This is a genomic window from Psychrosphaera sp. (assembly GCF_982872775.1).
On the sequence record NZ_CEYNSH010000008.1, the window covers coordinates 21,112 to 33,398 of the forward strand.

Consider the following 12,287-nt stretch of genomic DNA (forward strand, 5'->3'; position numbering starts at 1 on the left):
CCTAATCCTTTTGTTAATTGCCGAACATAAGTGCAGTTAACACAAAATCTAAACCTAATACTGCTAATGATGATTGAACCACTGTTTTGGTAGTTGCTTGACTGATACCTTCAGAGGTTGGTATTGCGTCATAGCCTCTGAACAATGCTATCCAAGTCACCACAAATGCAAAGACGATACTTTTGATAACGCCATTTAAGACATCCTTTGTGAAGTCTACGTTTGCTTGCATTATTGACCAAAAGCTACCGTGATCGACACCGAGCCATTCGACGCCAACAAGATGACCGCCAAGAATACCAACCGACGAGAATAGTAGTGCCAAAATTGGCATACTAAATACACCTGCCCAAAAGCGTGGTGCAACCACTCTCTTTATCGGATCAACCGCCATCATTTCTAATGATGTAAGTTGCTCAGTGGCTTTCATCAAACCAATTTCGGCGGTCAACGCTGAACCAGCGCGTCCAGCAAATAAAAGTGCAGTTACAACTGGCCCCAGCTCTCGCAATAAAGCTAAAGAAACCATTGGTCCTAGGCTATCCTCAGCACCGTAGTCGATAAGTACGGTATAACCTTGTAACGCCAAAACCATGCCGATAAACAAGCCCGACACAAGAATAATAATCAAGGACAGCACACCGACAACGTGAACTTGTTTTACAAAAAGTGGGAATGCACGGATTGGATTAAATTTACCAAAAATAGCACCCGACAACATCATTGCAGCGCGTCCAATCGCTGCGGTACGTTCAATAGTGCCTTGACCTAAAGTCTGTAGTGCCCTCATTTAGCTTCCATCATAATATCTTGTTCTAATGAATCTGCTGCGTAATGGAATGGTACTGGACCATCTGCTTCGCCCTGCAAAAATTGTTTAACTAATTCAGAATCACTGTTTAAAAGTTCTTCTCGAGTACCGTGACCGATCACTCTTTTGTCCGCCATGATGTAAATATAGTCGGCTATATCCATTACTTCTTTTACATCGTGTGAAACGATAATACTTGTTAAATTTAAGGTAGAGTTTAAGTCCCTGATTAAACGAACCAAAACACCCATTGAAATTGGATCTTGGCCAACAAACGGCTCATCATACATTATTAATTCTGGATCTAAAGCGATAGAACGCGCTAACGCAGCTCGACGAGCCATACCACCAGATAATTCGGCCGGCATTAAGTCTCGTGCCCCTCGCAAACCGACCGCCTCTAATTTTAACAGGACCATTGAACGGATGATATCTTCTGGTAAATCAGTATGTTCACGAATTGGGAAAGCCACATTGTCAAAAACGGACATGTCGGTGAACAGCGCACCACTTTGAAACAACATGCTCATTTTTTCACGAGCAATATATAACTCTTTTCGACTTAATTTAGGAATGTTTTTGCCATCAACCAGAATGTCTCCAGAATCAGGTATTAGCTGTCCGCCAATTAATCGAAGCATTGTGGTTTTACCGATACCACTAGGCCCCATAATTGCCGTAACCTTACCTTTTGGAAATGACAGTGAAACGTCGTCGTATATGACGCGGTCGCCTCGCGAGAAAGTCACATTCTTAATATCAACTAACGATTCTTGTTGATTGGTCATATTGCTTGACTGATTACTCACTCGTCCCTCGCGCACTTAATGGTTGTGACTCTCTTATTTCAAGGGTGGTATTGTATTGATTAAAACGCAAATTAGCTATGTCCCAAATGTTAAAATTTGTTAAACCTATGATTGTGTTTACTCACCGTTTCCAATTGCTCAACTTTTGATTAACTATCCCAAAAACAAGCAATATATTTTGCTTTCTTTACAGACAAAAGCCACAATAACGGCAATATTTTTTGTTCGGTATAAATAAACTACTTATGTTAATTGCTTCCATAATTTTGGTTCTGTCATTTGCTGTGCTGGTATGGAGCGCAGACAAATTCGTATATGGTGCTTCTGGTTTTGCAAGAAACCTTGGTATTTCGCCAATGATCATCGGTTTAACCATCGTCGCGATGGGTTCGTCGGCACCTGAGATTATGGTTTCAGCCAATGCTGCTTTAAAAGGAGCGACAGATACGTCGGTCGGAAACGCGATTGGCTCCAATATTACTAATATTTTACTTGTGCTTGGTTTGACCACATTAGTAAGGCCGATTTTGGTTTCTTCAACCACCCTCAAGCGGGAAATGCCAATTTTATTAGGTTTTACTCTGCTTACATGGGCACTTCTGTACGATAATTACCTTTCGTTTTTAGAAGGTGTTTTACTGCTTGTACTGTTTTTTGGGTTTATTGGTTTTTTAATTTATTTATCAAAACAGCCATCAACCGAGCCAGATCCAATGCTCGCTGATGCTGAAGACGACATTCCTGAAGGGCTCCCTACAAGCCATGCCGTTTTTTGGGTTATCGCTGGTTTAATTTTATTGCCTCTAAGTGCTCACTTTTTAGTTGATGCAGCCGTACAAATCGCCAAATATTTTGGTATTAGTGAATTAGTCATCGGCCTTACTATTATAGCTCTTGGTACTAGCTTACCAGAGCTCGCCGCAAGTATAGCCGGTGTGTTAAAGGGTGAAGACGACATGGCCATTGGTAACATAATTGGCTCTAATATCTTTAATATTTTGGCCGTTCTTTCTGTTGGTGCCTTAATCCACCCGAGCGATATCGACCCTGCAGCAGTCTCGCGAGACGTATTGGTCATGATAGGAGCAACATTATTACTATTAGTCATGGCAATGAGCATTGGTGGTAGAACTAGGCGTATTAACCGTGTTGAAGGCGGTATTATGTTTATTGCTTTTGTTAGTTATCAATTCCTCTTATTTAGTTAAAAAGCGACTTTATTTTTCGCGGAAACGTCGTAGACGACAGGAACACTTATGACAGACTTTTTAACCTCTGCATTACGAGTTATCGAGATAGAAAAACAAGCCATTCAGGGGCTGACAAAGGCTTGCGATGAGTCGTTTAATAAGGCTTGCCACACTATTTTAAATGCAACAGGCCGAGTCGTGGTAACCGGTATGGGCAAATCTGGCCATATTGCCAATAAAATTGCAGCCACTCTTGCAAGTACGGGAACTCCCGCCTTTTATGTTCACCCTGGTGAAGCTAGCCATGGTGATTTAGGTATGTTCACTAAACAAGACGTGGTGCTTGCTTTGTCAAATAGCGGAGAAACAGGTGAGCTACTCTCACTACTACCCGTTTTAAAAAGAATTGGCTGCGACATTATTTCGATGACAGGCAACGCAACTTCAACATTAGCAACAAACAGCAACATTCACCTCAACGCTAAAGTTGAGCAAGAAGCGTGTCCATTAGGCTTAGCGCCAACCGCTTCAACGACCGCAAGTTTAGTTTTGGGAGATGCCTTAGCAGTCAGTTTACTAGAGGCTCGTGGCTTTACCGCAGAGGATTTTGCCCTTAGCCACCCGGGTGGCTCTCTTGGTCGTAAGTTACTACTTACCAACGCTGATATCATGCACTCCGATGAGCGTTTACCTATCATCAATCAACACGCGACGGTAAAAGAAGCGGTATTTGAAATGTCCGCTAAAGGCTTAGGTATGACCGGTGTGATCGATGAGCATGGCGTTTTACAAGGTATCTTCACTGACGGTGATTTACGCCGTTGGATGGACAATGACGACTTTAGTTTACAAGCTCAGATTGAAGCAATAATGACACGTAATGGTGTGACAGCGAAGAGCAGTATGCTTGCCGCAGAGACTTTGTCGTTAATGGAAAAAAAGAAGATAAGCGCTCTATTTATAGTCGATGACGAACACAAACCTATTGGAGCCCTCAACATGCATGACATGCTCAAAGCAGGGGTGATTTAATGAAAGAATTTGCCGACTGGTACCAAGATGTCGAAACTGATGTTTGTGAAAAAGCCAAAAAGATTAAACTCCTAATTTGTGACATTGACGGTATTTTCTCTGACGGCTCAGTATATATGAGTAATTCGGGCGAAGAGATCAAAGCGTTTAATACCAAAGACGGTTTTGGCGTTAAGGCATTGATGAACTCGGGCGTCGATGTTGCGGTGATAACGGGTCGCAGCTCGAAAATAGTAGAACAACGAATGAAAAGCTTGGGTGTAAAATACGTTTACCAAGGTATGGAGACCAAAACGATTGGTTACCAGGAATTGTGTAACGATTTGAACGTTTCCCCAAACCAAGTTGCCTTTATTGGCGACGACTTTCCTGACCTACCTGTAATGAATCAAGTTGGCTTGGCCGTTTCTGTTAGTGATGGTCACCCTTACGTTAAGCAGTGTGCTGACTATGTTACCGTAACACCTGGTGGCAAAGGTGCAGTTAGAGAGCTGACAGACTTGATCATTATGGCTCAACAAGGCGCAGAGTACATTACGTCGGCCGTCTCAGGAACAAGTAGCTAATGCGTTTCCGTTTTATAGTCATAACCTTGTTCATTGGTATCAGCCTTTACTTATGGTATCCGGCGTTCCATGATAGTGACGAACAAATCGATGAAGCAGAGGCGGTCTTAATCCCTGATTTTACTGCACGGTTATTACATCAAGAGCTTTTTGACAATAACGGTAAACTCAAAGAAGAAGTGTTTTCACAAAAAATGGAACACTTTGCAGACTTAAATCTGACCTACTTTGAGCAGCCCGAATTTATCATTTATCAAGATGACCAGCCCTACTGGCGGTTGTCAGCGCAAGTCGGCAACATGCAAGATGGTCGGCTAGTATTAAATGAAGATGTCCAAATGGTGCAATTAAATGACAATGAACTGGTAAATTCGATAAACACCTCTTACATCGAAATAGATCTAAATTCACAATTAGTCACCACAGACAAAAGGTTTGTGATAAAAGGCGTAAATACAACCATTGTTGGTCATGGATTACGCGCAGACCTCAAAGTGGGTCGCTTGCAAATGACAAAACACGTAGAAACGATTCTCAAAGGAAGTTAACTAAATGAAGTTAAACAACATTCTAATTCTAACGTTGGTGTTATTTTTTACGCCTTTAAGTCAGGCTATAAATGATGACTTGCAAATCAAATCGACAGAGCAAGATTTAAACTTTAAGAAAAACACCATGTTTTTTAAAGGTAATGTCATCATCAATCAAGGTAATATGAAAATTGCCGCGGATGAGCTTTACGTTGTAACAAAAGACGGTGTCGGTGAAAAACTTATCGCCAAAGGTAATCCCGCCACATTTACGCAAATAAACCCAGAAGGAGATGACTTAGAAGCTAATGCTAACGAAGTTGTCTACTTAGTTAACGATCGAATCTTAGAACTTAAGGGGAGCGCCAAATATCGTCAGGGCGGCTCGTTCGTTGACAGTGCAAACGGTAACATTACTTTTGATTTAGTTCGCCAACGTGTAAAAGCAATAGGCGATACTGAAAACGGTGGCCGTGTCACCACAACTATTAAAATCAAGCCAAAATCAAAAGACGACTCAGAGAATAACTAATGACGAAATTGGTAGCACAGCATTTAGCCAAAGCCTACAAAAACAGACAAGTCGTTAAAGACGTAAGTCTATCTGTTGAAGCCGGTCAGGTTGTCGGTTTACTAGGGCCAAACGGCGCAGGTAAAACAACAACGTTTTATATGATTGTTGGCCTTGTGCCGAACGACAAAGGCTTGATACAGCTCGACGACATTGACCTGAGTCACGAACCGATGCACGTTCGAGCTCGCAAAGGAATTGGTTATTTACCACAAGAGTCGTCAATATTTAGAAAATTAACGGTTTCTGAAAACATCATGTCTGTGCTGCAAATGCGCAAGGACATAGACGCAAACCAGCAAGCAGACTTACTTGATGATTTAATTGCCGAATTTCACATCGACCACATCCGTGACAGTCAAGGAATGGCGCTGTCTGGTGGTGAACGTCGCCGAGTTGAAATCGCGCGTGCACTTGCCGCCGATCCGAAGATTATTTTACTCGACGAACCGTTTGCAGGCGTTGATCCAATTTCAGTCATCGACATCAAAAAGATCATCCAACAACTGACAGCAAAAGGCATCGGTGTATTAATCACTGACCACAATGTTCGAGAAACACTTGATGTCTGCGAAAAAGCCTATATCGTTAGTCATGGAGAGCTGATTGCTGAAGGTACGCCTGCTGAAGTACTAGAAAGTGAGATTGTTAAGCAAGTTTATCTTGGTGACCAGTTTAAACTTTGATAATTTATACAACAAGAAAGTTAATTAAGTCAGTAAGTTCCGGGAATAAATGAGACCAACACTACAACTCAAAATGGGTCAGCAGTTAACAATGACCCCACAGCTGCAACAAGCGATTCGTTTGCTGCAATTGTCGTCTTTGGAACTGCAACAAGAAATTCAAGAAGCGCTAGATAGCAACCCATTGCTCGAATCAGAAGATGACTCTAATTACGACAGCGCTCCGGAGTCATCAGACAATACAGACGACAACTTTCAAGCTGAATCGGCACAGGAGTCACTCAACGGGAGCAATGACGACGCAGGCGATGATATCGAGTGGACCAAAGACGAGATAAGTACCAACGAAGCACTCCAGGATCAGACGATAAGCGACGACCTGCCAACAGACTCTTCTTGGGACGATTACATGAGTGCTGCACCTGCTAGTTCTGGTCCAGCTTATGAAGGTGAAGATACGGTTTATCAAGGTGAGACCACCACTAATATCCAAGATCACCTGCGCTGGCAGTTAAACCTCTCACCATTTTCCGATGATGACCTTGCTATTGCGACAGCAATCATCGACGCCATTGATGAAAAAGGATTTTTAACCGTATCTGCAGAAGATATTGTCGAAGCAGTTGATATTGAAGACGTCGAAATCGAAGAAGTCGAAGCCGTTTTAAAACGTGTACAGAATTTTGACCCTATCGGTGTTGCCTGTCGTGGGCTGCAAGAGTGTATGGTTGTTCAATTAAAACAATACAGCGATGATACACCGTGGAAACAAGAAGCCATTGACCTTATTCAAGAACACATCGACTTATTGGCCAACCGCGACTATCGCACCATCATTCGCAAGACAAAACTAAAAGAAAACGACTTAAAAGAAACCTTAGAACTTATCCAACAACTCAATCCAAATCCGGCTAGCATTGTCATCAAAGATGAAATTGATTATGTAATTCCGGACGTTAGCGTCGTTAAGAAAAAAGGTCGTTGGATTGTTGAGCTAAATTCCAATTCTATGCCTAAAATTAAAGTGAACGAACAATATGCTTCGTTGTCTAAAACGGCAAAGAACAATTCCGATGCACAATTTGTTCGTTCTCATTTACAAGAAGCTAAGTGGTTTATCAAAAGTTTGGAAAGTAGAAACGACACCTTGTTAAAAGTATCTAATTGCATTGTGCAACAACAACAAGCATTTTTCGAGTATGGGCCAGAAGCAATGAAGCCTATGGTACTCAACGACGTGGCAGAAATGGTTGATATGCATGAGTCCACGATCTCTCGTGTGACCACGCAAAAGTACATGCACACTCCTAGAGGAATATTTGAACTCAAATACTTCTTCTCAAGTCACGTAAGTACCGAAAACGGTGGTGAGTGTTCCTCAACCGCTATCCGTGCATTAATTAAAAAATTAGTCGCCGCTGAAAACCAAGCAAAACCGCTCAGTGACAGTAAAATTGCTGATATTCTGGCCGAACAGGGCATCCAAGTAGCCAGAAGAACTATCGCAAAATACCGGGAATCGTTAAACATTCCCCCTTCAAACCAAAGAAAACGATTAGTGTAGTTTCACTATTCAATCAAAAGAAGGAAGAGCATATGCAAATTAACCTAACTTGTCGTCATGTCGATGCAACAGAGTCCCTAAAAGATTATGTTGATACGAAATTTGCAAAACTAGAACGTCATTTTGATCATATTAATAACGTCCATGTGATTTTAGACGTAGAAAAGCTAATTCAACGCGCAGAAGCGACCATGCATGTTAATGGAGGTGAGCTTTTTGCAACCTCAGAGCACAGTGACATGTATGCAGCGATTGATTCTTTAATTGATAAACTAGACCGACAGGTCAAAAAACATAAAGAGAAGTTAACTCGTCATTAGAGGACCATTGAGCTGGCGCACATCGCCAGCTCTCGGCAATCGACCCGAGTATATTTAGGAGCGCTATGGACTGCACTCCTTAACCCATCTTTTGAAGTAAAATCAAAAGAACGAAGCAGTATTAAAGCCATGAAATTAAAAGTACTCTTGCAACCAGAATGCACCAAAGTGCTTTCCGATTGCCAAAGCAAAAAGAAAATTCTCGAGCACATTGCTGAGATAGCAAGTAGTCAATCTCCAGAACTGAATTGTACCGAAGTACTGTCCAGCCTTCTGAATCGTGAAAAGCTTGGAAGTACAGGAATAGGGAATGGAGTGGCGATTCCTCACGGTAAAATCAAAGCCGACGGCTCTCCAGTGGCAGTTTTGTTAGTTAGTCACCCAGCTGTTAAGTATGATGCCATAGACAATCGCCCCGTCGATGTGTTTTGTGCATTGCTTGTCCCAGAAGATCAATGTGACGTACACCTACAAACGTTAGCAAGCATCGCTGAAATCTTTGACAATAAAGAGATTTTACGTAAGATTCGTAGTGCGAAGACGGATAATGACCTATATCAAATAATTGAAGCCGCGTAATATGCATATTTTTATTGTGAGTGGCCGTTCAGGCTCAGGGAAGACAGTTGTACTTAGGGTTTTAGAAGACTTAGGGTATTACTGCGTAGACAATTTACCAGTAAACCTGCTACCTGCACTTTCGCACTCACTGGCAACTAACTATCCACAAGTTGCTGTCAGCATTGATGTTCGTAACATCCCGAGCTCAGAACAAGAGCTACTCGATAATCTTGATTTTCTACCTAAAGGCGTAAAAACCACGGTAATGTACATCGACGCTAAAGATGACGTTCTTATTCGTCGCTATAGTGAAACCCGTCGACTTCACCCTCTGTCAAAAGGTGAAAACTCATTACCTGACGCCATTGAAGAAGAGAGAAAACTACTCGATGCGTTAGCCACAAGAGCAGACTTATACATAGATACATCTGAATTGAACGTGCATCAATTAACCGAAATGATCCGCGAAAAGATCCTCGGTAAATCAGATAAAGAATTGGTCATTACTTTTGAGTCTTTTGGATTTAAGTACGGTGTCCCTAACGATATTGATTTTGTCTTTGACGCACGTTTTTTACCAAACCCTCATTGGGAGCCAGACTTACGAGCATTGACGGGTTTAGACCTACCAGTAAAAGACTTCTTTTCCGCACAACCCATTGTTAATAAGTTTGTTTTTCAAGTTAATAACTTTATGTCTACGTGGTTACCACACTTGGAACGTAACAACAGAAGCTATTTAACCATCGCCATTGGTTGTACAGGTGGAAAACATCGTTCTGTTTATATTGCTGAAACCCTTGCTGAACAATTCCGTTCTCGTGGAAAAAATGTTAAAACTCGTCACAGAGAAATGAGTCGCTATCAACAAGATCTTTAAGTGTATAAAAGCGACACCCACAGTTAAAAAGAATAAGAAAACTATGACTGTTTCAAAAAAGGTTACCATCCAAAATAAGCTCGGACTCCACGCCCGTGCGGCAACAAAACTAGCTCAATTGTCCCAGCAATTTGAAGCCGAAGTGGAAATTCAACAAGGTGAAAAATCCGCCAATGCGGACTCAGTTATGGCATTGTTAATGCTAGCCAGTAATCAAGGAAAAGAAGTGTTGGTTAAGGCTAGTGGAGCTCAAAAGCAAGAAGCGCTAGACGCAATCTGTCAGCTGATTAGCAATAAATTTGATGAAACTGAATAACTGAACCCTTCTTAAAAACAAACAGTTACTGGCCCCATTTACCCTCTCACTAACTATCTTAATTTGTAGTTATGCGTTAGACTAATGTCGAACTTTTAAAATAGCCCCAGCTGATTTTATTCGGCGTTTTAAAAAGAAATCACTATGTCTGAGCTATTAGAACAAGAATACACAATTCCAATTGAGGAATTTAACGCTGCCATCAATGATGGTATGTTTGTTCGTGTTCGCAATATGCTCGACAGTATGGCCGCTAATGAAATTGCGGTTCTTCTCCACGCTTCTACCCCCAAGTCACGTACAGTCCTTTGGCAACTGATCGATAGCAGTATCCAGGGTGAAGTACTCGAAGAGCTCTCAGAAGAAGTTCGTAATCCGATTCTTCGCAGCATGACACCAGAGAGTGTTGCCGAAGCAGCTGTTAACCTCGATGATGATGACTTCTCAGAAGTACTTCGCAGTATGCCTGATAAGGTTTACAAAAAAGTACTTAAAAGCATGGACAAGCAGGACCGCGCTCGTGCCGAACGAGTCATGTCTTATGAAGAGGACACTGCTGCCGCGCTAATGAACACCGATACCATCACGGTTCGTCCGGATGTTACAGTTGACGTTATTTTACGATACTTGAGACTAAAAGAGTCATTACCAGAAGCGACGGACTATTTATATGTCGTGGATAAAGAAGATCACTTCGTTGGTGAGGTGTCGCTTTCAACGCTTGTTACTTCCAAAACCAGTAGTCTAATTTCAGAAGTCATGGAAACTGACTTTGAAGTCATTCCAGCGTCAATGCACGAGTCCGAGGTGGCGAGTCTATTCGAACGTTACGATTGGCTAACAGCACCAGTTATTGATGAAGAAGGTGTGCTTTTAGGCCGTATTACCATTGATGACGTCGTCGATATCATACGTGAAGACGCCGAGCACTCGATGTTAAGTATGGCCGGTCTCGACGATGAAGCCGATACGTTTGCACCTGTCATGGACAGTACACGCAAACGTTCACTGTGGTTAGGTGTTAATTTATTGACCGCGTTGTTGGCCGCTTTTGTTTCATCTTTATTTGAGTCTACTTTAGATGAACTGGCCTTTTTAGCTGTACTAAATACTATTGTACCGAGTATGGGCGGTGTCGCCGGCAGTCAAACACTAACACTTGTAATCCGTGGTATGGCAGTCGGTCACGTCAACGAATCAAACTCAAGATGGTTACTCGGTAAAGAGCTGGCAATAGGATTCTTAAATGGTCTGATCTGGGCCATTTTGATTGCCGGTGTCGTAGCCCTTTGGAAACAAGACCTTATGTTGGGTGGTGTCCTTGCCTTTGCGATGTTAATGAATCTAATTTCTGCCGGACTTGCTGGTGTTTTGATCCCATTGCTGCTAAAACGCATGAATATAGACCCAGCCTTAGCTGGTAGTGTTATACTTACCACCGTCACCGACATCGTCGGTATATTTGCATTCTTAGGCACAGCAACCTGGTTATTATTATAGCCACTATATACAAACAAAAATGAACCAAGTGGTTCAGTTCGAGTGCTCTGCCTTAACTTATTTCCCTCCCTAAAATATGGGCCAGGGTCACGAAACTTCTAGGTAAAATAAATGATTGAAGTTGGCAAAACCAACACACTTAAAGTGCTAAAAATGATGGATTTTGGCGCGTATTTAGACGGCGAAAATTTAGGTGAACTCCTACTTCCACGCAAACACGAACCTGACGATATAGACGTTGGTGACGAGATTGAGGTATTTGTTTACTTAGACTCCGAAGATCGCCCTGTCGCTACGACTCAGAAACCAAAAGTGGAAGTAGGTCAATGCGCTTATTTGGAAGTTAAAGATACCAACCGAGTTGGCGCCTTTTTAGACTGGGGTCTAGACAAGGACCTAATGGTACCTTATGCCGAGCAACACTTACCGTTAGAAGTAGGTAAAAAGTATCTTGTTCATGTCTACCTAGATAAAATCGATAACCGCCCTACTGCATCATCACGCGTAGATAAGTTTATCTTGGATGAAAACCAAGGGACGTTTAAACCAAATCAGCCGGTTTCTCTCATTATTGCTAACAGCACTGACCTTGGGTACAAAGCGATCATCAATCACACACATTACGGATTGTTGTTTAAACAAGATGTGTTTCGCCGTTTGTCATTTGGTCAAACCGTAAAAGGCTTTGTAAAACGAATTCGTCACGATGGTCGAATTGATTTGTCTCTTGATGGCGGTCAGGCAACACGCGGTAAAGATGCTGAAGTCATCATGCGATTTTTGGACAAAGAAGGTGGCTTTGCTGCCGTTCATGACAAATCAAATCCAGAGCTGATCAAAAAACTCTTTGGCATGAGTAAAGGGGCGTTCAAAAAGACCATTGGCGCCATGTATAAAGCAGGTGACATTGTTATAGAATCGAAAGGGATTAGAAAAGTCGAGAAATAACTT

15 protein-coding genes are annotated in these 12,287 nt (G+C 42.0%); 13 read left to right on the plus strand and 2 right to left on the minus strand.

Translation table 11 applies throughout. The annotated features are described in order from the left end of the window. Window positions 1-13 precede the first annotated feature (13 nt). A complete protein-coding gene (gene mlaE, locus AC4E96_RS03845) occupies window positions 14-790 on the minus strand; it encodes a lipid asymmetry maintenance ABC transporter permease subunit MlaE (protein ID WP_488031637.1) in 777 nt (258 codons plus the stop codon). Further along, entirely contained in the window at window positions 787-1,599 is an 813-nt protein-coding gene (mlaF, locus tag AC4E96_RS03850) for a phospholipid ABC transporter ATP-binding protein MlaF (RefSeq protein WP_488031796.1), read from the minus strand. The genes mlaE and mlaF overlap by 4 nt, the downstream gene beginning before the upstream one ends. Before the next feature lie 266 nt (window positions 1,600-1,865). Between mlaF and AC4E96_RS03855 the strand changes: the two genes are divergently transcribed. The 13 genes from AC4E96_RS03855 (at window position 1,866) to AC4E96_RS03915 (ending at window position 12,284) form a co-directional block, all read left to right on the plus strand. Then, window positions 1,866-2,828 (plus strand): calcium/sodium antiporter, encoded by a 963-nt coding sequence (locus tag AC4E96_RS03855; RefSeq protein WP_490254948.1) that lies wholly within the window; start codon window positions 1,866-1,868, stop codon window positions 2,826-2,828. 48 nt (window positions 2,829-2,876) lie between these two features. Continuing rightward, entirely contained in the window at window positions 2,877-3,842 is a 966-nt protein-coding gene (locus AC4E96_RS03860; RefSeq protein ID WP_488031639.1) for a KpsF/GutQ family sugar-phosphate isomerase, read from the plus strand. Continuing rightward, window positions 3,842-4,408 (plus strand): 3-deoxy-manno-octulosonate-8-phosphatase KdsC, encoded by a 567-nt coding sequence (kdsC, locus tag AC4E96_RS03865; protein WP_488031640.1) that lies wholly within the window; start codon window positions 3,842-3,844, stop codon window positions 4,406-4,408. The genes AC4E96_RS03860 and kdsC overlap by 1 nt, the downstream gene beginning before the upstream one ends. Further along, window positions 4,408-4,956, plus strand: coding sequence for an LPS export ABC transporter periplasmic protein LptC (gene lptC / locus AC4E96_RS03870; RefSeq protein ID WP_488031641.1), 549 nt, complete (start codon window positions 4,408-4,410; stop codon window positions 4,954-4,956). The genes kdsC and lptC overlap by 1 nt, the downstream gene beginning before the upstream one ends. 4 nt (window positions 4,957-4,960) lie before the next feature. Further along, window positions 4,961-5,470 (plus strand): lipopolysaccharide transport periplasmic protein LptA, encoded by a 510-nt coding sequence (gene lptA / locus AC4E96_RS03875; RefSeq protein ID WP_488031642.1) that lies wholly within the window; start codon window positions 4,961-4,963, stop codon window positions 5,468-5,470. Further along, window positions 5,470-6,195 carry an LPS export ABC transporter ATP-binding protein gene (lptB, locus tag AC4E96_RS03880; RefSeq protein ID WP_488031643.1) on the plus strand — a complete coding sequence of 242 codons (726 nt, stop codon included), beginning with the start codon at window positions 5,470-5,472 and terminating at the stop codon, window positions 6,193-6,195. The genes lptA and lptB overlap by 1 nt, the downstream gene beginning before the upstream one ends. Window positions 6,196-6,244: 49 nt before the next feature. Beyond that, window positions 6,245-7,759: an RNA polymerase factor sigma-54 gene (locus AC4E96_RS03885; RefSeq protein WP_488031644.1), complete on the plus strand. Its 1,515-nt coding sequence runs from the start codon at window positions 6,245-6,247 to the stop codon at window positions 7,757-7,759. Between the two features lie 32 nt (window positions 7,760-7,791). Further along, complete coding sequence (gene hpf, locus AC4E96_RS03890) at window positions 7,792-8,079, plus strand: ribosome hibernation promoting factor (RefSeq protein WP_488031645.1); 288 nt, start codon at window positions 7,792-7,794, stop codon at window positions 8,077-8,079. Window positions 8,080-8,208: 129 nt separating this feature from the next. Further along, a complete protein-coding gene (gene ptsN / locus AC4E96_RS03895) occupies window positions 8,209-8,658 on the plus strand; it encodes a PTS IIA-like nitrogen regulatory protein PtsN (protein ID WP_490254949.1) in 450 nt (149 codons plus the stop codon). Window position 8,659: 1 nt separating this feature from the next. Beyond that, on the plus strand, window positions 8,660-9,520 hold the full coding sequence (gene rapZ, locus AC4E96_RS03900) for an RNase adapter RapZ (protein WP_488031647.1): 861 nt from the start codon (window positions 8,660-8,662) through the stop codon (window positions 9,518-9,520). A 43-nt stretch (window positions 9,521-9,563) separates the two neighbouring features. Beyond that, the gene (locus tag AC4E96_RS03905; protein WP_488031648.1) at window positions 9,564-9,836 is read left to right on the plus strand and encodes an HPr family phosphocarrier protein; all 273 of its coding nucleotides are present in this window, start codon (window positions 9,564-9,566) and stop codon (window positions 9,834-9,836) included. A 144-nt stretch (window positions 9,837-9,980) separates the two neighbouring features. Further along, window positions 9,981-11,336, plus strand: a complete 1,356-nt coding sequence (gene mgtE / locus AC4E96_RS03910) for a magnesium transporter (RefSeq protein ID WP_488031649.1) — start codon at window positions 9,981-9,983, stop codon at window positions 11,334-11,336. A 111-nt stretch (window positions 11,337-11,447) separates the two neighbouring features. Further along, window positions 11,448-12,284, plus strand: a complete 837-nt coding sequence (locus AC4E96_RS03915) for a CvfB family protein (RefSeq protein ID WP_488031650.1) — start codon at window positions 11,448-11,450, stop codon at window positions 12,282-12,284. The last annotated feature ends 3 nt before the right edge of the window (window positions 12,285-12,287 follow it).

Bases quoted from the DNA above. Each gene is read 5' to 3' on its own strand.
- AC4E96_RS03885 (WP_488031644.1), top strand. From the start codon at position 6,245: ATGAGACCAACACTACAACTCAAAATGGGTCAGCAGTTAACAATGACC.
- lptB (WP_488031643.1), top strand. From the start codon at position 5,470: ATGACGAAATTGGTAGCACAGCATTTAGCCAAAGCCTACAAAAACAGA.
- AC4E96_RS03915 (WP_488031650.1), top strand. From the start codon at position 11,448: ATGATTGAAGTTGGCAAAACCAACACACTTAAAGTGCTAAAAATGATG.
- lptC (WP_488031641.1), top strand. From the start codon at position 4,408: ATGCGTTTCCGTTTTATAGTCATAACCTTGTTCATTGGTATCAGCCTT.
- AC4E96_RS03905 (WP_488031648.1), top strand. From the start codon at position 9,564: ATGACTGTTTCAAAAAAGGTTACCATCCAAAATAAGCTCGGACTCCAC.
- rapZ (WP_488031647.1), top strand. From the start codon at position 8,660: ATGCATATTTTTATTGTGAGTGGCCGTTCAGGCTCAGGGAAGACAGTT.
- AC4E96_RS03855 (WP_490254948.1), top strand. From the start codon at position 1,866: ATGTTAATTGCTTCCATAATTTTGGTTCTGTCATTTGCTGTGCTGGTA.
- lptA (WP_488031642.1), top strand. From the start codon at position 4,961: ATGAAGTTAAACAACATTCTAATTCTAACGTTGGTGTTATTTTTTACG.
- mgtE (WP_488031649.1), top strand. From the start codon at position 9,981: ATGTCTGAGCTATTAGAACAAGAATACACAATTCCAATTGAGGAATTT.
- mlaE (WP_488031637.1), bottom strand. From the start codon at position 790: ATGAGGGCACTACAGACTTTAGGTCAAGGCACTATTGAACGTACCGCA.
- ptsN (WP_490254949.1), top strand. From the start codon at position 8,209: ATGAAATTAAAAGTACTCTTGCAACCAGAATGCACCAAAGTGCTTTCC.
- mlaF (WP_488031796.1), bottom strand. From the start codon at position 1,599: ATGACCAATCAACAAGAATCGTTAGTTGATATTAAGAATGTGACTTTC.
- hpf (WP_488031645.1), top strand. From the start codon at position 7,792: ATGCAAATTAACCTAACTTGTCGTCATGTCGATGCAACAGAGTCCCTA.
- kdsC (WP_488031640.1), top strand. From the start codon at position 3,842: ATGAAAGAATTTGCCGACTGGTACCAAGATGTCGAAACTGATGTTTGT.
- AC4E96_RS03860 (WP_488031639.1), top strand. From the start codon at position 2,877: ATGACAGACTTTTTAACCTCTGCATTACGAGTTATCGAGATAGAAAAA.